The sequence below is a fragment of the Bradyrhizobium sp. LM2.9 genome, from assembly GCF_054056555.1.
The window spans coordinates 3,410,956-3,434,088 of record NZ_JBSRYJ010000002.1; the positions used below are offsets into that span (position 1 = coordinate 3,410,956).

Below are 23,133 nucleotides of genomic sequence, written 5' to 3' on the forward strand. Positions count from 1 at the left end.
CCATCCCCTAGGAAATTGCCTCAGTGCTTGTTATGGCCGTAGGCATTGCCGTGACCATTGCTGCCATTGCCGTTACCGGTGGCGCCGTTGTTGCCGTTGCCGTTGCTTCCGTTTCCTGGACTTCCATCCGGCGGCCCAGCGGTGGTCGCAACAGTCGTCGCGCTTGCCGACGCCGATGTGGCACTGGCTGAGGATGAACTGCTGCTCACGCTGACTGCCGTTGCGTTGGAACTATTGGCGGCTGCGGTCGTCGTGCTCGCCTTCGTATCACTCCAGACCGTCTCGGTACCGGCGCTGGCGCTGGCGTTCGCGTTGCGCACCTGCCCGGGAGCAACAGCGCCGTGGGCGAGTCCGTGCGTGACCTTGTGGACGTTCAGCTTGACCTCGCCGAGCGAGCTCGAGATGCGCACGACCCCGGCCTTGGGCGCGTGAACTCCGGCCGCCTGATGCGATTGCTTAGCTGCGCCGGCCGCCTTGGTGCCCTTGTCGACCGGACCGAGCGCATGAATCGCACGGCCATTCGCTGCGCTGCGCAGGGCCGACAGGCCCGATTTCGGCACGGGGACGCGCTCGATCGTCGAGGCGCGCGGCTTGCCGTGCTCGATCGGATTGAAGGTGCCGGCACCGCTCAGGCTGATACCGGGCTTGCCGTGCTCGAAGGCGGTAGCCGCTTGTCCCGGCATGACCTGAGCGATCTGTCCTGTCTTGAAGTCGGAGACCTCGACCTGGCCGCGAAGCACGCCGACCTTGGTGCTGCCCGCATTCACGGTGACGCTGAACTGCGTTCCCTTGACCACGGCGGCGAGATAGGGCGTCTCGACCTCGAAATGCTTGACGTTGCGCTTCTCGACCTCGAGCAGGATCGAACCTGCCTGCTGGATGATGGTGGTCGAGAGGCCCTCCTTCTTCTCGGCCGGCAAGCCGACCACCGAGTTGGGAGAGATCAGTATCGTTTCCTCGCCGCGGACGAGCAGCACGCGCCCGTTACGTCCGGTGCGAATGGTGTCGCCGGGCTTGAGCGCCTCCTGCTGGTTCAACGAAACCTGCTGAGCGCCGTTAGTGGCGACCCAGACGTCGCCGGTGGTCTTGCCGACCGACCAGACGCCATCGTCCGCGGCGGAGGCGCCGGAGGCCGTTCCCAGGATCAGCGCAGCCACCAAGGCGCACCGCATTCCAATTTTGACCAGCATGACGATCCTCAGTCCGCGTTACAGCCAGTCCTGGGGGTATCCGAAATCACTCAAGATAGAATTAGCGGGAAGCGGCGAGCGGAGCGGTCGCGTTAACGATTCATTGACCATAAAAAACTATGAAAAATCATGTGGCTAACGACCTTTTACCGCCTTAGGGGCACTTCTCCGTCAAACTACGGGAACAGGCTTGTTGCGCGCGTTGAGAAGCAGCATCTCCTTACCGCGCTGGTGTTGTTGGTACCGACTTTTGCGGGAGTTGCTCAGGCTTTCGCACAACAGGCGAGCCAGCCGGGTTTCGATCCGCGCCAACCTGAGAAATACTTTGAAAACCAAACCGAGCGGGAATCGCTGAGCCGTCCTCCGGTCAGGCTACCAACAGTCGGCCAGCCCAGCACGGGCGGCGCTACCAAGCCTCAGTTCGTGCTGCGCGGCGTGAACGTCAGCGGAGCCCAGGCCGTTTCCCCCGATCGCATCGCCGCGGTCTACCAGCCCTATGTCGGCAAGAAGGTTTCGCAGGCGGATCTCGCCGCGATCGCCGGCGCGATCAGCGATCTCTACCGCGCCGATGGATTTCACCTGAGCCGGGCGATCGTGCCGCCGCAGGACATTGCCGACGGACGCGTCCGGATCCAGGTGGTCGAAGGCGCCATCGTGCAGGCCGAGCTGAAAGGCGATGGCGCCGAGCAGTTCGGCGTGAGGCCGATGCTCGGGCCAATCCTGGCCGAGCAGCCCTCGCGCCTGGCAACGCTCGAACGCCAACTCTTCCTCGTCAACGGCAGGCCGGGCGTCCGCATCACCGATACCGCGCTGGAGGAGATCGGCGGTTCGACCGGCCGCTTCCGCCTCACCGTCTATTTGAAGACCTGGCACGTCTTCTCGTCGCTCGGTCTGGACAATCTCGGCTCGTCGTCAGTGGGCCCGTGGCAGACCTACGCGACCGGCGCGTTCAACTCCTACCTCACGCCCGGCGACACGCTGGCGGTCAACCTGTCGACCATTGCCAACGATCCCCGTGAGCTCGGTTTCGCACGGCTGTCCTATGACGCGCCCGTCGGCGTCGACGGTGTGCGTCTCGGCGCCTCCGTCCTGTACAGCGCGGTGCGGCCGGGCGATGCCCGCCGCCTCGACAGCGACATCACCACGACCGAAGCTTTCGAGGTGCGGGCAAGCACTGTGCCCTTCATGTCGCAATCGTCGGGGCTGACGCTTACCGTGGCCGGGACATTCAGCAACGTATCCGAGCATGACCTTTACGGGCCCTGGTACAACGACCACATCAGGACCGCGAGCCTGACCGCCGATTACCGGCTCCAGGATCATTTCGGCGGCACCAGTTTCGCGACGCTGACCTATCGCCAGGGCCTCGACATCTTCGGTGCCTCGCATTTCGACGACGATCTGTTGTCGCGCGATGGCGCGACATCGAACTTCTCGGTCCTGAACCTCTGGTTCACGCGCTACCAGACGCTCAACGACGCCTGGTCGCTCAAGCTCTCCGCTGCGAACCAGACAGCGTCGCGGCCGCTGTTCACCTCGCAGCAATTCTATCTCGGCGGCGCTGCCTTCGGCCGCGGCTATGGCGCAGCCGAGATCAGCGGCGACAACGGTCTTGCCGGTTCACTCGAACTGCGCTTCGACCAGAAGCTCAATTTCCGCTACTGGACCGGTTATCAGCTCTATGCTTTTGGCGATGCTGGCGCAGTCTGGAACGACGGTTACCGCCTGAGCGACGGCCTGTCGTTGACCTCGGCCGGAGCTGGCGTGCGGTTCTTCCTGCCGGACGATTTCCAGGCCGATCTCGGCGTGGCGGTCCCCTTGAGCTACCGGGCGCCAGACAACGAGCGCCGCAGCGCGCGCTTCCTGTTCACCCTGTCGAGCGCGTTCCGGCTCTGCCCCGAACGCAGCAGGGACGGCTACCTCTAGCCGCGCGACCCTTGTTGCCGCTGCCTTGATGCGGCCCTTTTGCGGCGTTCCTCACAGACTGTCCTAAATTTAATACCGTAACCTGCTCACGATCGCTCGATCCGGCAGTTCACGATGGCCATCTTCAGTGAAAAGTGATTTGAGACGGAACCATGAAAAGGGTGTTTGCAGTTCTGGCGTTTCTCTGTGTCCTCGGCGTCGGCCAGTACTTCGTCGTCAGCCGGTTCGCGATCCGCCACGAGGTTTTGGCCCTGTTCGACGCCGCCCGCCAGCGGCCGATCGCGGTTGAAATCGCGGTGCGGCGCGATTACGAGACCAAGGCCAATCTCGGTCTCTGGAAGCTGCCGCTCGCCATCATCAGCAACGGCAACACCGTCAAGGCCACCGAGTATTCCTTTCTCGCCAACGTGCTCGCCGCACGCGGTTATCTTGTCGCCAGCATCCAGCAGGACCTACCGAGCGATCCGCCGCTGATGACCCGGGTCGGCCAGGAATATGTCGGCCGGCGCGAGGTCTATATCCGCTGCGAGACCAACATCCTCTTCACCTTGGCTGAGTTGAAGAGGCGGCAGGAGAACGTCGACTTCGACCACATCACCCTCGTCGGACATTCGAACGGTGGCGACGTTTCGATGTATGTCGCTCATCAGCACCCGGAGTTGGTGTCGAAAGTGATCACGCTGGACAATCTGCGGGTGCCTTTCGTGCTCAGCGACAACATGAAGATCCTGTCGTTCCGCTCGAAGGATCCGCATTTCCAGACCGACCCGGGCGTGCTGCCGACGCCGGAAGAGGCCAAGGCGCTCGGCATCGACATTATCCACACCGGCGCACAGCATACCGAGATGAGCGACCGCGGTCCCGATGCGGTCAAGGAGAAAATCCAGGCGACGCTCGACCGCTTCCTGCGCGACAGCGCCAGCAGTGCGCTCGCGCCAGCCGATACGAAAAGTCCGATGATCATGAACCCCGGCGACTATTAGCCTGGCACCTTTGCGGCAGGTCAAGGCTGCCCCGAGCCGGGCACGATAGAAAGGGCCTCGCCATCTCGGAGAGGCACGCGTCGCACTCCATCAAAGCCTTGAAAATCTCGATACGACAAGCTTTGGCCTGCCCGTGGCAAGGACGCCGAGATTCGCGCGGCATCTCTATCGTTCGGCCCGCAGGCTGCTGCGGTCGATCATTGCCCGCATCGGCCTCTCGCAATTTCCGGGTTCGTGTTGCGGATGAGCACGGCGTCGCAAACTAACGCGTGCCCTAAAATGCAAATCCCTGCCGGAGGACCGGCAGGGATCAGCAGAGGATGATGGAGTCACACACCGAGATCAGGACTTGTCCTTTCCCGGTTGCATGAGACTGCCGGTCATCTGGCGCATGTGATCTCCGGCGCTGGTGAACTGGCTGCGCAGGAAATCGGATTGGATTCGCATCGCCTCCTGAAGGTCGGTGGCATGAACGAGCTTGCGAGCATGCTCGAACGCCGACTTCATGTTCTGCTCGGTGAAAGCGAGCGCCTGCTTCGACACCTCCGCCCCCGCGCCCGGAACGGTCGTCATCGATTTGGTGGCGGCTTCGAAAAACATGCCGAATGCCTTTTCCGCCTGGTCAATCGTCTTCTCCGCCAGGTCGCGCAGTTCGGCCGGAACTTCGATCTTCGGTTCGATCATGGTCGCACTCCTCCCTTTTTCAAACTGAATACCACACTTGCCGGATCGCCTTCCAGCGTCCAGCCCGGGGCAAACCTCGCCCGGCGGCCGGTTCTGGCAGGAAAACGAAGGGCAACGCGGAAGGCCGGCGCGCAGCCCGGCTTAGGACAGGGGGTGTTCGGAAACAGTTTCTTCGGTGGCGAGGTCTTCGACGAGCTTGATGACCTCGAAACGCTGCCGGGGCGCCAGCTTCAGAAACGCGCGGAGCAGACGCAGGCTTTCGACGGTGCCGCCTGCAGGCGCGCCGAGCTTGAGGTGCAGTTCAGCGGCGAAATTGAGGTTTTTCATCTCGCACCTATAACAAGCATCGTCTTTCGTGATCCGACATCGAGGTCCCAACTGAGAACCGAACGCCATAACCGAACGCATAACCGGATACCATGGCAACGGCGAGCTTTCGGCCGGAGCGGACCCTCGCGTGTTAGCACGCTGAGCTACATGTCCGAACGTTCGGGCTCAACCGAGCAGGTTGCACTTATGCCAAGGAACAACTCCTCCGGCAAGCCCAACAGTTGGTGTAGCAATGCTTCGTCTGCATCGCACTACAGCAATTCCGGATAACAGGAATATGGCCCCCCGTCACCCACCTGCGTCAAGAAGCGGCATCAATTCGGCATACTGTCTCGATCGCTGACCTTGTACTGCGGCTTTGCGCAGGCAAAGGGACGAGGTCCTGATATCTCGCGCCTTGAAGGCAGCCTCTTTTCCCATCAGCCGCGCCTGCCCGGTGCTGTCAGGCTTGCGTTGCGGATCGGCCCATGGCGCGACGGCGGCGGCCGTCAATGTCCAGTTGCCGATGTAGAACGGATCGGCAGCCACAGCGATGTCTGCTGCCCCAAGCGACATGAGAAGGCAAACTGCGCCGGAGAATTTCATCTTATCCGCCGCCTCGAGCTGTCAGACTCGGACGCGGCTCTTCATTCGGGCCGCATTTGGTTGCTGGCCATGAACCGTTCTTGAGGAGCGAACGACAAAGCGGATGCGAAACAGTCACGCAGATCACGGGCGCCATAGCCGACGGACTGATCGATTCGAGCGCGCCCCAGCACCTAAGGACGACGACATGCTTTCTCGCTGCGATCTCATCAAAGGCGCCGCGGTCGCGCTTCTCACCCTCTCGATACAAGGCGCTTGGGCGCAGGAGACCAGGATGAACCTGTTCAAGGTCGTCACCATCAAGGACGAAATCGTCGTCGGATTGTCGACGGAGGAGCTTCAAGCGCTCGGCGGCAATGATGCCAGCGCGATTGCGCATGCTCTTGCGCAGAAGGGCGATCTCACCGTCTGGCAATATAATGTGCATCGCGGTCCGAGCGGAGAATTGCAGCAGGCGCCGACCGCCAAGATCGGGCTTTTGGCCAACGCCTCGCTCCGCGTCGAGCCCTATACCACGCCCTACCAGATCCTGCCGCATCCCTAAGCAGCAGACTGGCACGCCGGCGGCCGAGGCCGCAGGCGTGCCGTTGTCATCCGCGCTGCCCTGCACGCTGTCTCCCCGTTTCCGTCGCAAAGCCATAGATCAGCGCCAGCCGGTCCAGGCATTCCCGAAAGCGCCGCGAAAAATAGTCGTTCCAGCGCTGGGTACGGACGGCGCGACGCTGGCCGATCTCGTCCATGGTCAGGCCCAGTACCAACACATCGTGCACCAGCGCGGCGCCGTCGGTGCCGAGTTCGCGCTCGACCCCGTTCAGACGCAGCACCGCCTGACGCTGGCTCTCGGTGACGGGCTCGCGCGTGCGCGCGCCATCGACATATTCGCGGGTCGGGTCCATCGCCTGAAGACCTCGCTCGGCCCTCTCCCAATCGTTCTGGAAGGCACGCCCGCCGCGAAATTGCGCCTCGTCAATCTGATGGTGCGCGTGCAGCCTGCCGAGCGGATCGCTGCGGATCGACCGCACGGCCATGATCTTCTCTCCGGGGTCGAGCGCCAGCGGATTATCGACCTCGACGTCCGCCACCTCCGCATTGAACGGTACCTCGCGCGAGCGCCGGTCGTAGATCTTCGCCAATTTGTAGGACCTGTTGCGTCGGACACGTGCCACTCGGATACTCCTTTGCGAAATTGAGGATTGAACGGGCGGTCGCCAGGTCAGGCTGCGGAGACCAGCCTCAGCACGACCGGACCGGCGGCGCGGCCGGCCCCGGCTCCAGAGCGGCGGGTCAGGCGCGCGTGCGGCGCGCAATAGCTCGAGCCCGGCTGGCGCGAATGGCCGCAGAAGGTAATCTCCTCCCCGTCTCTGTCGCCGCCGTAGGGATAGCGACAGTCGTCGCGATCGAGTTCGGCCAACGGGACCAGACGCGGCTGGACGCCGACGCAGCGCAGCTTGACCGGGGCGGCGGGCTTCATCGCGGATTTCGGCGGCAGGTTCAGTAACGTGGGACGGTGCGGGAGGATAAGACAGGCTCCGGACGGCAAAACCGGCACGATCGACGGACTCCTCATCGGTACCTTCACGACCAGCCCGAGCCGCTTGGCGCGGCCGACCACCGCATTGCGCGTGTAAGCCGTTCCAAACCTTGCGTTAATCTCCCTTCCGATCTCCGCATAAGACATTCCCTTGAGAAAATATTCGCGAAGCGCGTCGGAGTGCTCCGACGGCCAATGGCCCGGTTCCATGCTGCTGTCCTGTGATGCGCCTCCTCCGATCGCACGATCGCGAGGCGGAGCGTACATTCCGTTATTCCGAAGTAAGTGTCAAGCAATAATTCTGATATTCATAATTGCATCAATTCCGAATTTCGGATTACAAGAGGCGGGACGATGGACAATCGAGGGAATCACCATGTTGGACGCTGCAATGATCGAGCGGGGCCTGGAAAAGACAGGCAAGAGCAAGGGCGGCCTGGCGGCAGCCATGGGCGTTCGGCCCGGCGCGGTCTCGGAGATCCTCGGCGGCGAACGCCTGGTGAAGGCCTCGGAAATCGTTCCGATCATGGAGTATCTCGAGCTCAATCTCGCGCCGATCATGGGCCGCGTCGGCGCTGGTGCCGTGATCGAGCCGGATTATGAGCAGGTTCCCCCGGAGGGACTCGGCGACATCGCGCTGCCCTTCCCGATCATGGAGGAGACCATCGCGTTCGAGATCGTGGGCGATTCGATGCTGCCCAAATACGAGAGCGGCGACGTGATCGTGGTCTACAAGGACCAGCGCCATCCGCTGTCGAGCTTCTACGGCGAAGAGGCCGTGGTCCGGCTCAAGTCCGGCGAGCGCTATCTGAAGACCATCGAGCGGGGCAAATCCCCCTCCGTCGTCAATCTCAGCAGCTTCAATGCCAAGCAGATCGTCGGCGTGAAACTGGAGTGGGTCGGCGAGATCTGCCTGTCCATGCCCAAGGGCCAGCTCGAGCGGTTGCGCGCCAAGTCGGCGCGCCCTCGCAAGAAGAGCAGGTAGGCGCCGACTTCCGATTTTTCGAAATCTGACTTGACTTGATTCCGTTTTTCGGAAATACTCTGCCGTGCCCCGGCCGTCGGGCACGGCAGGATCGTTTCATGCAGTATTTCGTCGTGATGATCGACTATGGGCGGCGCGGCCGCGAGGCGGTGGTCGATCCTGAAATCACCAGGCGCGAGGTCATTTCCCGCGTCGCGTCAGGCGAATATCGGAACATCTCGTTCATCCACGAGATCGTGGAGAGTTCGGTCGAGGACGTGACCGAGGCGATCCTCGCCGAGGCTGTCCTGCCCCGGATCGCTGCCGAAGATATCGACCTCCAGGCGATCCGGCTCGATCACGCCCGCGATCTGCGCAAGCACGAGCGGACGTGACGCAGGCCTAGGGCCGTTTCCGTTCCGATCGAAGCGGACCGGCCCTAGATTCTTATTTTGACGCGTTTTCTTTGCGCGAACCGGAATCCACTTCGCTCGAAAACGCTCTGCCAGTCTGCGTCACAGCCCGGTCGGAGACTACACCGTCAGGACGGTCGAGCCCGTGGTCTTGCGCGCGGCGAGATCGGCATGCGCTTTGGCGGCGTCCTTCAGTGGATAGGTCTGGCGCACCTCGATCTTGACCGCGCCGGACTTGACGACGTCGAACAGCTCGCCTGCCATCGCGACCAGGCTTTCACGCTTGGCGGCGTAGGTGAACAACGTCGGCCGGGTGACGTAAAGCGAGCCCTTCTGTGCGAGCAAACCGAGATTGAGCGGCTCGACAGCGCCGGAGGATGCACCGAATAGCGCGGCGACGCCGAGCGGCGCGAGGCAGTCGAGTGACTTCAGGAACGTATCCTTGCCGACGGAGTCGTAAACCACCGGCACCTTCTTGCCGCCAGTGATCTCATCCACGCGCTTCACGAAATCCTCGCGCGTGTAGATGATGACATGATCGCAGCCATGCGCCTTGGCGAGCTTGGCCTTCTCGTCGTTGCTGACGGTGCCGATCACAGTCGCGCCGAGATGCTTGGCCCACTGGCTCAGGATCAGGCCGACGCCGCCGGCAGCCGCATGGAGCAGGATGGTGTCGCCGGCCTTCACGCGATAGGTCTGCCGGATCAGATATTGCGTGGTGAGCCCCTTCAGCATCATCGCCGCGGCGGTCTTGTCGTCGACGCCGTCGGGCAGCTTCAGCAGCCGGTCGGCGGGAATCAGCCGCGCCTCCGAATAAGCCCCGAGCGGCGAGGCGCCATAGGCGACGCGATCGCCCGGCTTCAGATCGGTGACACCCGAGCCCACTTCCTCGACGACACCGGCCCCCTCGCTGCCAAGACCGCTCGGCAATTGCACGGGGTACACACCGGAGCGGTTGTAGATGTCGACAAAATTGAGACCGACCGCAGTGTGGCGGATGCGTGCTTCGCCAGGTCCGGGCTTGCCGACGCTGACCTCCTCCCAGACCAGGACTTCCGGACCACCAGTCTGGTGAAAGCGAATGGCATGCGTCATGGGCGTTGCTCCCTTATCGTTGAGGTAAAAGTCCGAATACCGGATCGGCCCTTTGAAATAGGCATTTAGTCCGCCCGTCACAGTACCGAGACGTAACAAGAATGTCACAGCGAACGACAAACCTCCGCCGTTCCGTCTCTGTTCGAAAGAGTTGATGTCGGCCTTGCGCCGACCGGCAGTAGCCTTTGCGCGGGTTTGGTGGTCGCCTGCGAAGGAGAGCCGAGATGCCAGCTTATGTACAGCATCATCAGGATATGGAAATCGCGCCTGTGATCTGCCCTGCTTGCATGGGGTTCCTGCCGATGTATGTGCGGGAGGTTGAACCGCATTGGAGCCTTGCCAAGATCGACTTCGTCTATGAATGCGCCGATTGCGGCGCCGAGGTCAGACAGACCATCCGCAAGCCGGAGTTGCTGCGGCACTGATCGCACGGCCGGTGGGCCTTTCAACTATTTGCGTTGAGCGGAAAATACGTCCGTACGCGCGGGTCTGGTCCCTCCCAAACGAGGCTTGTTCTTTGCCGGGAACACAGGCAGAACAAGCCTCAAGCAAGACCTTTGGGAGCGCCTTTCGTGGCTGAACAGAAGGCCTCGACCGCGATCGAGGCAGTGGAGAGCGGCCTCGCCGCGCAAGGCTACATCGCGAGCCGGCAGATCGCGACCGCCGTCTATTTGTCGCAACAGATCGAAAAGCCGATTCTGGTCGAAGGCCCTGCAGGCGTCGGCAAGACCGAGCTGGCCAAGGCGATCGCGGCCTGGCGCGGCCTGAAGATGATCCGCTTGCAATGCTATGAAGGCCTCGACGAGGCCAAGGCGCTCTACGAGTGGAAATACGCCAAGCAGCTTCTTTACACACAGATCCTGAAGGACAAGCTCGGCGAAGTCCTCGGCGGCGCACAGACGCTGCAAGACGCGCTCGCCCAGCTTCACGATTTCGGCGACGTGTTCTTCTCCAAGGAATTCGTCGAACCGCGGCCGCTGCTGCAAGCGCTGGAGCAGCCCGGCGGCTGCGTGCTCCTGATCGACGAGATCGACAAGTCGGACGCGGAATTCGAATCGCTGCTGCTGGAGATCCTCTCCGACTTCCAGGTCACGATCCCCGAGCTCGGCACCGTCTCTGCGATCACGCCGCCGACGGTGATCCTCACCTCCAACAGCGAGCGGGATCTCGGCGACGCTCTCAAGCGGCGCTGCCTGCATCTGCATATCGGCTTCCCCGAGCAGCGGCTCGAGGAGCGCATCGTCGAGAGCCGCGTCCCCGGCATCTCGCAGACGCTGCGGCGGCAGATGGTCGGCTTCATCCACGAGATTCGCTCGCTCGACCTCAAGAAGCTGCCCTCGGTCAGTGAGACCATCGACTGGGCGCGCGTGCTGGTTCTGCTCCAGGCTTCCGAGCTCGACACCGACATAGTCAAGGACACGCTCAACGTGCTCCTGAAATACGAGGCCGACATCGAGGCGGCTCAGCCTCAGATAACGACCTTCATTGCCAAGGCAGCACGATCCAATGTCTTCGGTTGACGCCGATGCGCGAGAACCTCCATCGTTTCTTCCGTGCGGCACGCGGCGTCGGCGTCCATGTCTCGCCCGCCGAAAGCATCGATGCGATGCGCGCGGTCACGCAGGTCGGCGTTTCAGACCGGACCATCCTGCGCGACGCGCTGCTCCTGACGCTTGCCAAATCGCAGGACGAAAAGCTCGCGCTCGGCGACTGTTTTGATCTGTTCTTCAGCCAGCCGGAGCCGCGGCAGAATCAGCCCGAGGCCGACAGCGAGGACGCTTCGGAGGACACGGATCAATCGCCCTCCTCCAGCCCGGCCAGCGAAGCGGGCGAAGGTCAGCCTTCCGAGGGATTGGGACCGCTCGCGCAGATGCTGCTGTCGCAGGATCGCAACGCGATCGCAGCCGCGATCGCCAGCGCCTCAGGCGCGGCCTCTCTGTCCGATATCCGCTACTCCACCCAGCGCGGCATCTTCTCCAGCCGCATCCTCGACGCCATGGGGCTCCAGCGGCTGCGCGACGATCTCGACGAGCTGACCGCGACCAACCCGGCGCTGGCAGAGCGACTTCGCTCCGCGCTCGACGCCCTGCGCGAAGCCGTCCGCGACACCGTCGCGCAGGGGCTTGCGCTCTATGCCCGCGAGGAGGCTGAAAACCTCCGCAACGAGATTCTGCGCAACGCGCCGCTTGCCCGCATTGAGCGGCGCCATGTCGCGGAGATGCGCGCTCTCATCCGCCAGATCGCGCGGCGTCTGCGCGAGCGTTATTCGAAACCACGCAAGCGCCAGCGCCGCGGTCATCTCGACGTCCGCCGCACACTGCGCCGCAACGCCGCCTGGGGCGGCATCCCCTTCCTCACGGCGTGGAAGCGCAAGCATCGCGACCGGCCGAAGATCGTGGCGCTCTGCGACGTCTCCGGCTCGGTCGCGCAAGTCTCCGATTTCTTCCTGCTCCTGATCCACTCGCTGCACGAGGTGGTCGACGACGTCCATTCCTTCGCCTTCTCTTCGCATCTGATCGAAGTCAGCGACATCCTGGAATCGAAATCGCCGGAAGAGGCAATGGCCGAGATCATGTCCAAAGTGGGCTTCGGCTCCTCCGACTACGGCTCGTCGCTGGTCGATTTCGAGAAGGAGTTCATGAGCACGTTGACACCGCAGACCACGGTGATCGTGCTCGGCGATGCCCGCAGCAATAATCTCGACCCGCGCGCCGACATCCTGCGCCGCATCTCCGAACGCTCCAAGCGCCTGGTGTGGCTCAATCCCGAAGGACGTCTCGCCTGGGGCTTTGGCGATTCCGAGATGCCGCGCTACGCGACCTTCTGCAGTGTGGTGCGCCAGTGCGCCACCGCGCAGCAGCTCGAGCGCGCGGTGTCCGATATCGTGGCGACTTATCAGTAGGCTTTTACGCCACGGTCGACGTCAGTTTCGCGCAAACTCCGTCGGAGCCAAATTGCACTCCCGGAAATGATAGGCGATTTCATCAAGCGCGCGCTGCTCCCATTCCTGGGCTTGCGCAAGCCAGAAAACCCGGCGCTCGAAATCAAGCGCGGCGCGCTCCCGGCACAGGGATTCTTGACTGCGAATTTCGACCAGCCTGATCATGCACTCCACTCCTGCCGTGTGAAGCCGTTTCACGCCAATCAGCGTAGCAGCATCTCGAGCGTTTCGTCTCATGATTTCCATGCATATTGCGACGCGGAATGGGACAGCAGCACTTCCCGTGCAGCGCGGCATCTCCGCGCGACATCAAGCCCGCTTCATCAATATGTGATCGAGGCCCCGGGAAGATATTCGTGATCGAGCGATCTTAATTCTTGTGACGCAACGACATGCGGCAATTTGTGAAGAGGAGTTCTAAACACCTCACCGAATTCCCGACTCATTGTCGTCGCACGGTCTTCACGCAGCGCCGCTAACAGGGTGAGCGAACGGTACTATCGCTTGAGGCAACATGAGCAACGACATCGACTTCGATCTTTCGCCGGACCAATGGGAAGTTCTGAAAGCGCTCCGCAATCCGCCGTCGCGCAGTCGCCTCACGAAGACCCATGTCGTCGAAGGCCTTATCAAGCTCGGCCTTGTCGCGATCAGGGACGGCGTTCCCGAGATGACATTGACAGGACGCAAGGTACTGGTGCGCGGATCATGCCGCCTGCTGGATCTCGTGGCGTAATATCGCGCGTGCAACGACGCGGCGCGAGGACGGCAAGCAAGCCGATGCGGGAGCTGATCAGGAACGGGTTTGGCGGGCTGAACAAATCGCCTGTCAACGAGACCTACGGCGCCTCGAACGGTTTCACGCTGCCGATGCGGCTGTTCGGTAGCTCCGCGAAAGCGGCGGGATAGTCCTCCTCCTCAGCGAGACGCGCGACAATCTGGCACGGTTGTTGCTCCCTTTGACGTCGAAGACGCGTCAAACCGCCGCAATATTCCGCCAGCAGGCGGCCGGCGTGCGCGCATTCGGCGCGCCCGTGACGAGGAATGCTTCGGTCACCGCAAAGGCGCTGTCCATCGAGTGCCGGTAAAGGTCCTCGATGGCCGTGAACGGATGATGTGACTTTCGCAGGAATCGATCGCCGAGAAAATTCACGGCCTGAAGCGCGTTGGCGACGAAGGTCGCCGCCCGACCCTGATAAAACCGGTTCTCGCGATGAGATGAAAAAGAGATGTCGCTGTTCATATGCGGGTGTCTCGTGGTGGCGGCGATAGGCCGTCACTCTTCCAGACCTGCCTGATTCTGTCTCTATCCCGTGACTTGCGGCCTCAACTTACCCTTCCCGCGGCCGAAAATTCTCGATCACCCGCAGCAACACCCGCGCGCCGGCGTCGGCATCGGCGGGCTCGACATGCTCGTCCGGGTGATGGCTGATACCGCCGCGGCAGCGGACGAAGATCATGCCGACATCGGCAATGTCGATCATGGCCATGCCGTCGTGCCCCGCCCCGCTCGGCAGCTCGAACACGGAAAAACCTTCCGCATGGATCGCCTGCGCGATCTGGTCCTTGAGCCAGGGCGCGCAAGGCGCGGTGCGGTTCTCGTGGGTGACGTCGAGCTGAAGCGTCAGTTGGCGGCGCTTTGCGATAGCTTCGATCTGCCTGACGACATCGGCGACTGCGCGCTTGCGATGCATGTCGGTCGGCGCCCGCATGTCGATGGTGAAGGACACCTCGCCCGGAATGACGTTGGTCGCGCCGGGCCTCGCCTGGATGTCACCGACAGTGCCGACCAGGCCGCTCGCGTCGGTCCGGCAGAATTGCTCGATCGCGCCGATGCATTCGGCAGCACCAGTGAGCGCGTCACGGCGCAGCGCCATCGGCACGGTGCCCGCGTGACCGGCCATGCCGGTCAGGCGCGCGGCAAGCCGTGTCGCGCCCGCAATCGCGGTGACGACACCGACGGGCAGGTTTTGCGCTTCCAGCACGGGCCCCTGCTCGATGTGCAGCTCGAGATAGGCAAGCAGTTCGCGCCGCGCCCGCGCAGCCGCGCCGATGTGATCGGGGGCGAGGCCGAATGAGACCAATGCATCGCGCATCGACACGCCATCGCGGTCGCGTGTATTCAGGACACTCTCGTCAAAGGTGCCAGCGACCGCACGGCTGCCGAGCAAGGTCGAAGCGAAGCGCACCCCCTCCTCATCCGCGAAACCGACGATTTCGATCGCGAACGGCAGGCGCCTGCCGCGGCGGTTGAGATCGGCGACGCAGGCGATCGCAGTGATTACGCCCAGCGGCCCGTCCCATTTGCCGGCATCGCGCACGGTGTCGTAGTGCGAGCCAAGCATCAGGCAAGGCGCGCCCGGCCGCTCCCCTTCGTAGCGTCCGCAGACATTGCCAATCGCGTCGAGACGCGCACTCATGCCGGCCTCGCGCATCCAGCTTAGGATCAGATCCGCGGCCTTGCGCAGCTCGCTGGTCAGATAGATGCGAGTAAGTTTGTCGCTTTCTTCCGAGATCGCGGCGAGCTCGTTGATCCCTCGCACGATCGCTTCGCCGAGCGATGCATTCTGAACGGCGTTACCAGCAGCCATCTCGGCGAGCTTTCCATCTCTTGGGACCCGCGGCAGCGGCGGTCCTGGCGGCAATCGATACAAGTTCGGTGCCAGCGAAATCACGGGCGCGGTCCCGATCCGCGCGTGGGTAGCATGAATGAGGGTAGCCGGCAGAGCGTAGCTCCCGTCGTGCACACGCGCGAGCTGATCGGTCTGCTTAACTCCATTGCATACAACAGACAGATATTGCCTATAAAATAATCTGCCGATTTCCTCGGCAAGATCCTTAAAATTAAAAAATGCTATATTTTTCCATAGCTTACGATAATTTGCCCGCTTCCCGACCTCTGGCATGAAGCTTGCGACATCTTGTTCCGGGCTCCGCCAAACCGGCGCAGCCGCGAGATCGAGGCGGTCAATCCGCCAAGGGGAGCAGGCAATGGAATTTGGCAGGATCTCACGACGTCATTTGTTGCAGGGCGGTGCGGCCCTCACCCTCGGCGCGGCGGCAGGCATCCGCCCGGCCTTCGCGGCCGAGACGACCATCGGCTTCATCTATGTCGGCTCGCGCGACGACTATGGCTACAACCAGGCGCATGCCCAGGGCGCTGCGGCATTGAAGAAGATTCCCGGCCTCAAGGTCGTGGAAGAAGAGAAGGTGCCTGAGACCGACGCGGTCGAGAAGACGCTCGAGTCCATGATCAATCTCGACGGCGCCACCCTGCTCTTCCCGACCTCGTTCGGCTATTACAATCCGCACACGGTCAAGATGGCCAACAAGTTCCCGAAGCTTCGCTTCGAGCACTGCGGCGGCCTCTGGAGCGACAAGGACCCGAAGAACGCCGGCAGCTATTTCGGCTATATCGACGAAGCCCAGTACATCTCGGGCATCATCGCCGGCTATAGCTCCAAGAGCGGAAAGCTCGGCTTCGTCGCCGCAAAACCGATCCCGCAGGTGCTGCGCAACATCAACGCCTTCGCACTCGGCGCCAGGCTCGCCAGCCCAAAAGTGACGACGCAGGTGATCTTTACCGGCGACTGGTCGATGCCGGTCAAGGAAGCCGAAGCCACCAACAGCCTGATCGACCAGGGCGTCGACGTGCTGACCTGCCACGTCGACGGTCCCAAGACCATGGTCGAGAACGCCGCGCGCCGCGGCGCCATGGTCTGCGGCTACCACGTCAACCAGTCGCCGCTCGCGCCGAAGGCCTACCTGACCGGCGCCGAGTGGAACTGGGAGGCGCTCTATCCGAAGTTCGTCAAGATGATCGCCGCCGGCGAGAGCATCCCGAACTTCTATCGCGGCGGCCTCAAGGAAGAGATCGTCAAGACCTCGCCCTATGGCGATGTGGTCTCCGCCGAAGCGCGCAAGCACGCCGACGACGTCAAGGCCAAGTTCTTGTCCGGCGACGGCTACGCCATCTTCAAGGGAGGCCTGGTCGATAACAAGGGCAAGACGGTGATCGCGGCCGGCACCGATCGCGGCCAGAAGGATCCCGAGCTCGAGAAGATGGACTATCTCGTGGAGGGCGTGGTCGGAGCGACTTCGTGACAGCGGAGGCGGCGGATTCCACTGAAGCGGTCGGGACTGTTGCCCCGGCCGCCGATCCGGGATTCCTCCAACGTCACGGCGGAGCGATCGAATATGTCCTGATCCCGGGCGCGGCGCTGGCCGGCGCGCTCGCGGTCTTCGGCATCTTCGTCGCGATGTTCGGCAAGAACCCGCTCGACCTCTATTTCTACATGTACTACGGCGCGTTCGGCACCTGGTTCTCATGGCAGAACACGTTGACGCGCGCGGCGCCGCTGATCCTCACCGCGCTCTGCACGGCGCTTCCCGCGCAGCTCGGCATGGTCATCATCGGCGGCGAAGGCGCGCTGCTGATTGGCGCGCTTTCGGCAACCAGCGCCGCGCTCGCGCTCCAGGGCCTGCCGCCGCTCATCGTGCAGATCGCCATGGTCATCAGCGGCGTCATCGGCGGTGGCTTGTGGATCATGCTGGCGGGCGCGCTACGGCAGTACCGCGGCGTCAACGAGACCATCTCGAGCCTGCTGCTCGCTTACATTGCGCTCGCGGTCCTCAATCATCTCGTCGAAGGCGCGATGCGCGACCCCGCCAGCCTCAACAAGCCCTCGACCCGCGAGATCGGCGCGGCCAACATGATCGGCTCCATTCCCGGTACCGACGTGCATTGGGGTCTCCTGTTCGGCCTGATCGCCGCGCTCGCCGCCGATATCCTGATCTATAACACCGTGTTCGGCTTCGCCGCGCGCGTTGCCGGCGGCAACATCCGCGCCGCGAAGATCGTCGGCCTCAATGTCAGCAAGCTGATCCTGACTATTTGCTTCCTCGCCGGCGGCGCCGCGGGCCTTGCCGGCATGGTCGAGGTCGCCGCCGTGCAGGGACGCGCCAACGCCAATCTGGCCACGGGCTACGGCTTCACCGGGATTCTTGTCGCCTTCCTGGCGCGGCAGAACCCGCTCGCCATCATCCCCGTCGCAATCCTGCTCGGCGGCATTAGCGCCAGCGGCGGCCTGCTCCAGCGTCGCCTCGGATTGCCGGATGCATCCGTGCTGGTGCTGCAAGGCATCATCTTCGTCTTCGTGCTGGCCAGCGATGCGCTCTACGGCCGCATCGGATTTCTGAAGGGAAAGTCGTGAAATGGCAGACGGCTCGATCGGACTCTGGACCGTCCCGCTCGCCGTGCTCGGCGGCGCCATTCGCGTCTCGACGCCGTTCCTGTTCGTGAGCCTCGGGGAATGCATCACCGAGCGCTCCGGCCGCATCAATCTCGGCCTTGAAGGCACGCTGGTGATGGGCGCGATGAGCGCCTACGGCATCTCCTATCTCACGGGATCGCCGTGGTTGGGCGTGCTCGCCGCCGGCATCACCGGCGCATTGCTCGGCGCATTGCATGCCGGCATCTGTTCGCTGCCGCGCGTCAACGACATTGCCGTCGGCATCGCCTTGATGCTGTTCGGCACCGGGCTCGCCTTCTACCTCGGCAAGCCGCTGATCGAACCGACCGCGCCGCGGCTGCCAGCGATCGATTTCGGCTGGTGGAGCGATATCCCGCAGCTTCGCGCCGCGCTCCGCATCAATGTGATGTTCCTGATCGGCGTGGCGCTGGCCCCGATCCTATACTGGGCCTTCCGCACCACGCGCTGGGGTTTGTTGATCCGCACCGCCGGCGAAAGCTCGGATGCCGCACGTGCCATGGGCTACTCGGTGCTGCTGATCCGCCTGCGCGCGACGATGGTCGGCGGTTTCCTCGCCGGCATCGGCGGTTCGTTCCTGTCGCTGTTCTATCCCGGAAGCTGGAACGAGGGCCTGTCCTCGGGCCAGGGCATCACGGCCGTGGCGCTCGTGATCTTCGCGCGGTGGGATCCCTTGCTGTGTATGTGGGCCTCGCTCGCCTTCGGCGGCGCCGCGGCGCTGGGACCGGCGTTGCAATCGGTCGGCGTCACCTCCGGCTATCACCTCTTCAACGCAGCACCCTACATCCTGACGCTGGCGATCATGATCATCACCTGCTCGCCGAAGCGAACGCTGACCGGAGCCCCGGCCGAATTGTCGATCACCCGCTAGGAAGCGAAATCATGCCCGAGCGCACCATCAAGTCCGAGCCCTATGCCTGGCCGTACAACGGCGATCTCCGCCCCGAGAACACCGCGCTCATCATCATCGACATGCAGACCGATTTCTGTGGCATCGGCGGTTATGTCGACAAGATGGGCTACGATCTTTCACTGACGCGGGCGCCGATCGAGCCGATCAAGAAGCTGCTCGCGGCGATGCGTGCCCAAGGCTTTCACATCATCCATACACGCGAAGGCCATCGTCCCGATCTCTCTGATCTTCCCGCCAACAAGCGCTGGCGCTCGCGCCAGATCGGCGCCGGCATCGGCGATCCCGGCCCGTGCGGCCGCATCCTGGTACGCGGTGAGCCCGGCTGGGACATCATCCCGGAGCTCGCACCCCTCCCCGGAGAACCCATCATCGACAAGCCCGGCAAGGGCTCGTTCTGCGCCACCGACCTGGAGCTGATCCTGCGCGTGCGCGGCATCGAGAATATCGTGCTGACAGGGATTACCACCGACGTCTGCGTTCACACCACCATGCGCGAGGCCAACGACCGCGGCTTCGAATGCGTGCTGCTGCACGATTGCTGCGGTGCGACCGACAGGAGCAACCACGAGCACGCGCTGAAGATGATCAAGATGCAGGGCGGCGTGTTTGGCGCGGTCTCGACGTCAGGCGCCTTCATCGGGGCGATTTCGTGATCATCGGCGAAACACCACCGCCGTCAGGCGCCTTCGGTGTCGACGCGATCGCCATGACCATGCGCTTCGGTGATTTCCTGGCGCTGGACAATGTCGCACTGAAGGTGCGGCCGGGTTCGTTCCATGCGCTGCTGGGCGAGAACGGCGCCGGCAAGTCGACGCTGGTCAAATGCATCATGGGTTACTATCACGCCACCGAGGGCGACATTCTCGTCGGCGGGCGCGAGCAGGCGATCGGCAATCCGAAGGACGCCCACGCGCTCGGCCTCGGCATGGTCTACCAGCATTTTACGCTGGTGCCGGCGATGACGGTCGCCGAAAATCTGGTGCTGGCGCGCGACGACGTACCGGCCGTGGTGAACTGGCCGAAGGAAATGAAGGAGCTCGAGGCCTTTCTGACCCGCATGCCGTTCAAGGTGCCGCTCGGCGCAAAAGTCTCCGCCATCTCGGCCGGCGAGCGCCAAAAATGCGAGATCCTCAAGCAGCTCTACCTGAAGCGCCGCTTCCTGATCCTGGACGAGCCGACCTCAGTGCTGACGCCCGCGGAAGCCGACGAAGTGCTCGGCATGCTTCGCGACATGGTCGTCAAGGGCGAGCTGACCATCCTGATGATCACGCACAAGTTCCGCGAGGTCATGGCCTTCGCCGACGACGTCACGATCCTGCGCCGCGGCAAGCTCGCCGGAGCGGGCAAGGTTTCCGAGCTGACGCCGGACGCGATGGCGCGCACCATGATCGGCGCCGAGGAGCTGACGATACAGCCGCCGCGCACCGGTGAGGCCGGCAAGGCGAGGCTGGAGCTGGCGGAGCTGCGCGCGCTCGACGACGCCGGCGCCATCGCTGTGCACGACGTCTCGCTCACTGTCCGTGCCGGCGAGATCGTCGGCATCGCCGGCGTCTCCGGCAACGGCCAGCGCCAGCTGGTCGAGGTGCTGGCCGGCCAGCGCGAAGCCGAGAGCGGCGAGATCCGCGTCGCTGGCGATCCCTATCACGCCAGCCGCGAGGAGATGCGGCGCCACAAGATGTCGCTCCTCCCGGAGGAGCCGCTGAAGAACGCCTGCGTCGGCGGCATGAGCGTCGCCGACAACATCGCTTTTCGCGAGTTCGACCGCGCGCCGTTCGCCAGCGGCGGCTGGTGGCTTAACCGCGGCGCCTTTCGCGACGACGCCAGGAAGAAGATAGCCCAGTACAAGATCAAGACCCGCACGCCGGAGACGCCGATCTCGGCGCTGTCGGGCGGCAACGTCCAGCGCGCCGTGCTGGCCCGCGAGCTCGGCAGCAAGGTCGAAGTACTGATAGCGGCCAATCCCTGTTTCGGGCTCGACTTCGCCGCGGTGGCGCAGATCCATGCCGAGATCATGGCCGCGCGCAATCGCGGCGCCGCTGTGCTGCTGGTCAGCGAGGATCTCGACGAACTGCTGGAACTCTCCGACCGGCTGGTGGTGATGTTCCACGGCGAATTCGTGTATGAAGCACGGACCAGCGAGGCCGATCTCACCGTAGTCGGCCGACACATGGCGGGGCATTGACCAGGGAAGAGCGATGAGCGGCGCATCCGAGCGCGACGAACACTTCCTCCGCCTTTCGTTTGCGGTCGCCCGCCGTTCCCTCACCCATGGCAACCATCCCTTCGGTTGCATCGTCGTCGATGCCGACGGCAGGGTGCTGATCGAGACCGAGAACGGCTACATGCCGGATCACGATGGCACCGCGCATGCCGAGCGTCTCGCGGCGACGCAGGCCTGCCGTACGCTCGGCCGCGAGGTGCTGGCGAAGGCCACGCTCTACTCCTCCGCAGAGCCCTGTGCGATGTGCGCCGGCGCGATCTACTGGGTCGGCATCAGCCGTGTGGTCTACGGCCTCAGCGAGCACCGCCTGCGCGGCATCACCGGCGACCATCCAGAGAACCCGACACTCGACCTGCCCTGCCGCGAGGTCTTTGCCAGCGGGCAACGGCCGACGGAGGTTGTGGGGCCACTGCTCGAAGACGAGGCCGAAGCGCTGCACGACGGCGTGTGGAAGTAGCAAACAAGAGTTCAACTCCGTTGGGTAGGTTACCGCCAGCGGACTGCGCTTCGCGCAGCAACGTGCTCATCTACCTACTTTCCTTATCCACAAACGAAGATGACGCCACGGAGGTTTGACGCGGCATCATCGTCGTTCAGCCGAAGAGTGTCAGGTGGCTAGAACTTCACAGTGACACCGGAGTAGAGCGAGGACTCGGTGCAGGACCCGGTGCTCACCTTTGCCCCACCGGCCAGGGTGGTGCAGGCCACGGCGTTGTTGTGATCGAGGCCAAACTTGTTCTGCCAGTAGCGGTAGGCGACCCAGACGTCCACGAAGTGCGAATACTTCTCACCCCAGACCGCCTTCGAGGCATCGAGGGTCAGGCGGATCGGCTCGGAGTTGAACTCGACCTTGGTGGGATAGACGCCGTTGGCGACGCTGGCGGGAAGCGGCTCGGTGTCCGTTCCCTTCTTGCCGTACCAGCCGGCGCGGCCGCTGATCGAGAAATACTGCATGTCCGGCGGCAGGAAGCCGAGGTCCATATAATAATTGGTCTCGATCGCCCAGGTTGGCTTGAACGACGTGTTGCCGTCGGCAATACACGGCGCGGACCAACCGGCGCCGCACTGCGAGAAGGAGTTGTGGTTGGCAAACTCCCAGTACACCAGCGGCGCTACGTTGAAATAGCCCTTGTAGGGAAGGTCGAAGGCGAACTGCAGACCGGCGACGACGTCGCGCTTGGCGGCGCCGAAATACCGGTTCTCCGTGTTGGCATCCATGCCAAGCTCGAACGAGATGTTGTGCAGCGGTCCCTGCGTGAAGGCCTTGGTGTTGAAGATCTCGTTCCAACCGAAGGTCGAGCGGAAAAGGCCATAGATTTCTGTCGCGCCGGCACAGCTCGCCGGCGTCGCTGCGAAGCCCGCAGCCGGCGAAACGATCACGCCTGTGGCGGTGCAGGGGGCCGCCGGATCGTTGTGGTCCGACTTGAACATCGAGATGGTGAAGAAGTTGGTGCCGTAAGCCCAGGCATCGAAATGGGTGAAGGAGTAGACCTGCTTCGTCGTCTTGGCGTTGATCACCCCGTTGGTGTTGGTGAACGCACCGGGCTGCGAGGCGTTGAAAATGTAGGAGAAGGTGACGCGGTCGTCGATCACCAGGAAGAATGGGAGGTCCGCCGCCTTCTTGGCAGCCTTGACCGGCAGATCCGCTGCCTGAGCCAGGCCACCGGTAGCGAGCGTGGCAAGTGACAGCGCCCCTGCTGCAATTGCCTTGAAACGAAATGACATCCTGAATACCCCCAAATTTTGGACACGTAAAAATGAGCGTCCCTTGGTGCGACACTTGCGCCGATCTCCCGGAGTGAGAAGCCTCAACTTGTTTCAAGGCATGCCGCTTGTTTGCCCAGGAGGCTGCGTTTCACCGGCGGATTTGGAGGACCAATCTCACCGCCACGCGGTCAGGCGAGAGCGGCCATTGCCGGAAATTCCCATTTGATTTCACTCGCCTTTCATGTCGAGCGGACAAGGCAGACACGATGGCCGGGAGCTACTGTCGCGGTGTTCGCAAATGCATACGCGTGATGGCGCGTCTCTGCTCAAGTTCACGTCAAGCCTGCATAGCGGGTTCCGATTTGGTTTGATCCGTCACA

26 protein-coding genes and 1 pseudogene are annotated in these 23,133 nt (G+C 63.1%); 16 read left to right on the top strand and 11 right to left on the bottom strand.

Annotated features, from left to right (window positions below):
- Positions 1 to 20 precede the first annotated feature (20 nt).
- Positions 21 to 1,190, bottom strand: a complete 1,170-nt coding sequence (locus ACVWW3_RS18155; protein WP_456649134.1) for a FecR family protein — start codon at positions 1,188 to 1,190, stop codon at positions 21 to 23.
- A gap of 129 nt (positions 1,191 to 1,319) precedes the next feature.
- Between ACVWW3_RS18155 and ACVWW3_RS18160 the strand changes: the two genes are divergently transcribed.
- Both ACVWW3_RS18160 and ACVWW3_RS18165 read left to right on the top strand, forming a co-directional pair.
- Positions 1,320 to 3,116: a ShlB/FhaC/HecB family hemolysin secretion/activation protein gene (locus ACVWW3_RS18160; RefSeq protein ID WP_456649133.1), complete on the top strand. Its 1,797-nt coding sequence runs from the start codon at positions 1,320 to 1,322 to the stop codon at positions 3,114 to 3,116.
- A 152-nt stretch (positions 3,117 to 3,268) separates the two neighbouring features.
- Positions 3,269 to 4,099 (top strand): alpha/beta hydrolase, encoded by an 831-nt coding sequence (locus ACVWW3_RS18165; RefSeq protein WP_354106297.1) that lies wholly within the window; start codon positions 3,269 to 3,271, stop codon positions 4,097 to 4,099.
- Positions 4,100 to 4,441: 342 nt separating this feature from the next.
- Here ACVWW3_RS18165 and ACVWW3_RS18170 read toward each other — a convergent pair whose 3' ends face one another.
- The 3 genes from ACVWW3_RS18170 to ACVWW3_RS18180 all read right to left on the bottom strand — a co-directional run bounded on the left by ACVWW3_RS18170 (position 4,442) and on the right by ACVWW3_RS18180 (position 5,698).
- Positions 4,442 to 4,783 carry a phasin gene (locus ACVWW3_RS18170; protein WP_247348308.1) on the bottom strand — a complete coding sequence of 114 codons (342 nt, stop codon included), beginning with the start codon at positions 4,781 to 4,783 and terminating at the stop codon, positions 4,442 to 4,444.
- A 141-nt stretch (positions 4,784 to 4,924) separates the two neighbouring features.
- Positions 4,925 to 5,110, bottom strand: a complete 186-nt coding sequence (locus tag ACVWW3_RS18175; RefSeq protein WP_247348309.1) for a hypothetical protein — start codon at positions 5,108 to 5,110, stop codon at positions 4,925 to 4,927.
- Positions 5,111 to 5,401: 291 nt separating this feature from the next.
- Positions 5,402 to 5,698 carry a hypothetical protein gene (locus tag ACVWW3_RS18180; protein ID WP_456649132.1) on the bottom strand — a complete coding sequence of 99 codons (297 nt, stop codon included), beginning with the start codon at positions 5,696 to 5,698 and terminating at the stop codon, positions 5,402 to 5,404.
- Positions 5,699 to 5,885: 187 nt separating this feature from the next.
- Between ACVWW3_RS18180 and ACVWW3_RS18185 the strand changes: the two genes are divergently transcribed.
- Positions 5,886 to 6,242, top strand: coding sequence for a hypothetical protein (locus ACVWW3_RS18185; protein ID WP_456649131.1), 357 nt, complete (start codon positions 5,886 to 5,888; stop codon positions 6,240 to 6,242).
- Positions 6,243 to 6,288: 46 nt separating this feature from the next.
- Here ACVWW3_RS18185 and ACVWW3_RS18190 read toward each other — a convergent pair whose 3' ends face one another.
- Both ACVWW3_RS18190 and ACVWW3_RS18195 read right to left on the bottom strand, forming a co-directional pair.
- Positions 6,289 to 6,864, bottom strand: a complete 576-nt coding sequence (locus ACVWW3_RS18190) for a hypothetical protein (RefSeq protein WP_247348312.1) — start codon at positions 6,862 to 6,864, stop codon at positions 6,289 to 6,291.
- A gap of 47 nt (positions 6,865 to 6,911) precedes the next feature.
- Positions 6,912 to 7,439, bottom strand: a complete 528-nt coding sequence (locus tag ACVWW3_RS18195; protein WP_456649130.1) for a GcrA family cell cycle regulator — start codon at positions 7,437 to 7,439, stop codon at positions 6,912 to 6,914.
- A 166-nt stretch (positions 7,440 to 7,605) separates the two neighbouring features.
- Between ACVWW3_RS18195 and ACVWW3_RS18200 the strand changes: the two genes are divergently transcribed.
- Both ACVWW3_RS18200 and ACVWW3_RS18205 read left to right on the top strand, forming a co-directional pair.
- The gene (locus ACVWW3_RS18200; RefSeq protein WP_247348314.1) at positions 7,606 to 8,214 is read left to right on the top strand and encodes a S24 family peptidase; all 609 of its coding nucleotides are present in this window, start codon (positions 7,606 to 7,608) and stop codon (positions 8,212 to 8,214) included.
- Positions 8,215 to 8,312: 98 nt separating this feature from the next.
- Positions 8,313 to 8,588 (top strand): hypothetical protein, encoded by a 276-nt coding sequence (locus ACVWW3_RS18205; protein WP_456649129.1) that lies wholly within the window; start codon positions 8,313 to 8,315, stop codon positions 8,586 to 8,588.
- 138 nt (positions 8,589 to 8,726) lie between these two features.
- Here ACVWW3_RS18205 and ACVWW3_RS18210 read toward each other — a convergent pair whose 3' ends face one another.
- Positions 8,727 to 9,701, bottom strand: coding sequence for a quinone oxidoreductase family protein (locus tag ACVWW3_RS18210; protein WP_247348316.1), 975 nt, complete (start codon positions 9,699 to 9,701; stop codon positions 8,727 to 8,729).
- Positions 9,702 to 9,925: 224 nt separating this feature from the next.
- On the opposite strand from ACVWW3_RS18210, the gene ACVWW3_RS18215 reads away from it, so the two are divergent.
- From ACVWW3_RS18215 to ACVWW3_RS18225, 3 genes are all read left to right on the top strand, one after another.
- Entirely contained in the window at positions 9,926 to 10,126 is a 201-nt protein-coding gene (locus tag ACVWW3_RS18215; protein ID WP_247443856.1) for a hypothetical protein, read from the top strand.
- Positions 10,127 to 10,273: 147 nt separating this feature from the next.
- On the top strand, positions 10,274 to 11,221 hold the full coding sequence (locus ACVWW3_RS18220) for an AAA family ATPase (protein ID WP_456649128.1): 948 nt from the start codon (positions 10,274 to 10,276) through the stop codon (positions 11,219 to 11,221).
- 5 nt (positions 11,222 to 11,226) lie between these two features.
- Positions 11,227 to 12,603: a vWA domain-containing protein gene (locus ACVWW3_RS18225; RefSeq protein ID WP_456649127.1), complete on the top strand. Its 1,377-nt coding sequence runs from the start codon at positions 11,227 to 11,229 to the stop codon at positions 12,601 to 12,603.
- A 21-nt stretch (positions 12,604 to 12,624) separates the two neighbouring features.
- Here ACVWW3_RS18225 and ACVWW3_RS18230 read toward each other — a convergent pair whose 3' ends face one another.
- Positions 12,625 to 12,807, bottom strand: coding sequence for a hypothetical protein (locus tag ACVWW3_RS18230; RefSeq protein WP_247348323.1), 183 nt, complete (start codon positions 12,805 to 12,807; stop codon positions 12,625 to 12,627).
- 349 nt (positions 12,808 to 13,156) lie between these two features.
- On the opposite strand from ACVWW3_RS18230, the gene ACVWW3_RS18235 reads away from it, so the two are divergent.
- Both ACVWW3_RS18235 and ACVWW3_RS18240 read left to right on the top strand, forming a co-directional pair.
- Positions 13,157 to 13,378 carry a hypothetical protein gene (locus ACVWW3_RS18235; RefSeq protein ID WP_456649126.1) on the top strand — a complete coding sequence of 74 codons (222 nt, stop codon included), beginning with the start codon at positions 13,157 to 13,159 and terminating at the stop codon, positions 13,376 to 13,378.
- 44 nt (positions 13,379 to 13,422) lie between these two features.
- A complete protein-coding gene (locus tag ACVWW3_RS18240; RefSeq protein WP_456649125.1) occupies positions 13,423 to 13,551 on the top strand; it encodes a hypothetical protein in 129 nt (42 codons plus the stop codon).
- Between the two features lie 109 nt (positions 13,552 to 13,660).
- On the opposite strand, the pseudogene ACVWW3_RS18245 reads toward ACVWW3_RS18240, so the two are convergent.
- Positions 13,661 to 13,885 (bottom strand): annotated as a pseudogene (locus ACVWW3_RS18245) (hypothetical protein); the annotation flags it as partial.
- Between the two features lie 88 nt (positions 13,886 to 13,973).
- Positions 13,974 to 15,233 carry an allantoate amidohydrolase gene (locus ACVWW3_RS18250; protein ID WP_456649124.1) on the bottom strand — a complete coding sequence of 420 codons (1,260 nt, stop codon included), beginning with the start codon at positions 15,231 to 15,233 and terminating at the stop codon, positions 13,974 to 13,976.
- Positions 15,234 to 15,633: 400 nt separating this feature from the next.
- Here ACVWW3_RS18250 and ACVWW3_RS18255 point away from each other — a divergent pair, with 400 nt between their 5' ends.
- From ACVWW3_RS18255 to ACVWW3_RS18280, 6 genes are read left to right on the top strand one after another with little or no spacing between them, the layout of a single operon-like run.
- Positions 15,634 to 16,746, top strand: coding sequence for a BMP family ABC transporter substrate-binding protein (locus tag ACVWW3_RS18255; protein WP_456649123.1), 1,113 nt, complete (start codon positions 15,634 to 15,636; stop codon positions 16,744 to 16,746).
- Positions 16,743 to 17,855: an ABC transporter permease gene (locus tag ACVWW3_RS18260; RefSeq protein WP_456649122.1), complete on the top strand. Its 1,113-nt coding sequence runs from the start codon at positions 16,743 to 16,745 to the stop codon at positions 17,853 to 17,855. Before ACVWW3_RS18255 ends, ACVWW3_RS18260 begins: the two co-directional genes overlap by 4 nt.
- A gap of 1 nt (position 17,856) precedes the next feature.
- Positions 17,857 to 18,783, top strand: coding sequence for an ABC transporter permease (locus ACVWW3_RS18265; RefSeq protein WP_456649121.1), 927 nt, complete (start codon positions 17,857 to 17,859; stop codon positions 18,781 to 18,783).
- A gap of 11 nt (positions 18,784 to 18,794) precedes the next feature.
- Positions 18,795 to 19,478, top strand: a complete 684-nt coding sequence (gene biuH / locus ACVWW3_RS18270; protein WP_456649120.1) for a biuret amidohydrolase — start codon at positions 18,795 to 18,797, stop codon at positions 19,476 to 19,478.
- Positions 19,475 to 21,007 carry an ABC transporter ATP-binding protein gene (locus tag ACVWW3_RS18275; RefSeq protein ID WP_456649119.1) on the top strand — a complete coding sequence of 511 codons (1,533 nt, stop codon included), beginning with the start codon at positions 19,475 to 19,477 and terminating at the stop codon, positions 21,005 to 21,007. Before biuH ends, ACVWW3_RS18275 begins: the two co-directional genes overlap by 4 nt.
- A 13-nt stretch (positions 21,008 to 21,020) precedes the next feature.
- Positions 21,021 to 21,503 carry a nucleoside deaminase gene (locus ACVWW3_RS18280; RefSeq protein WP_456649118.1) on the top strand — a complete coding sequence of 161 codons (483 nt, stop codon included), beginning with the start codon at positions 21,021 to 21,023 and terminating at the stop codon, positions 21,501 to 21,503.
- A gap of 158 nt (positions 21,504 to 21,661) precedes the next feature.
- Here ACVWW3_RS18280 and ACVWW3_RS18285 read toward each other — a convergent pair whose 3' ends face one another.
- On the bottom strand, positions 21,662 to 22,771 hold the full coding sequence (locus ACVWW3_RS18285; RefSeq protein WP_456649117.1) for a hypothetical protein: 1,110 nt from the start codon (positions 22,769 to 22,771) through the stop codon (positions 21,662 to 21,664).
- Positions 22,772 to 23,133: the final 362 nt, after the last annotated feature.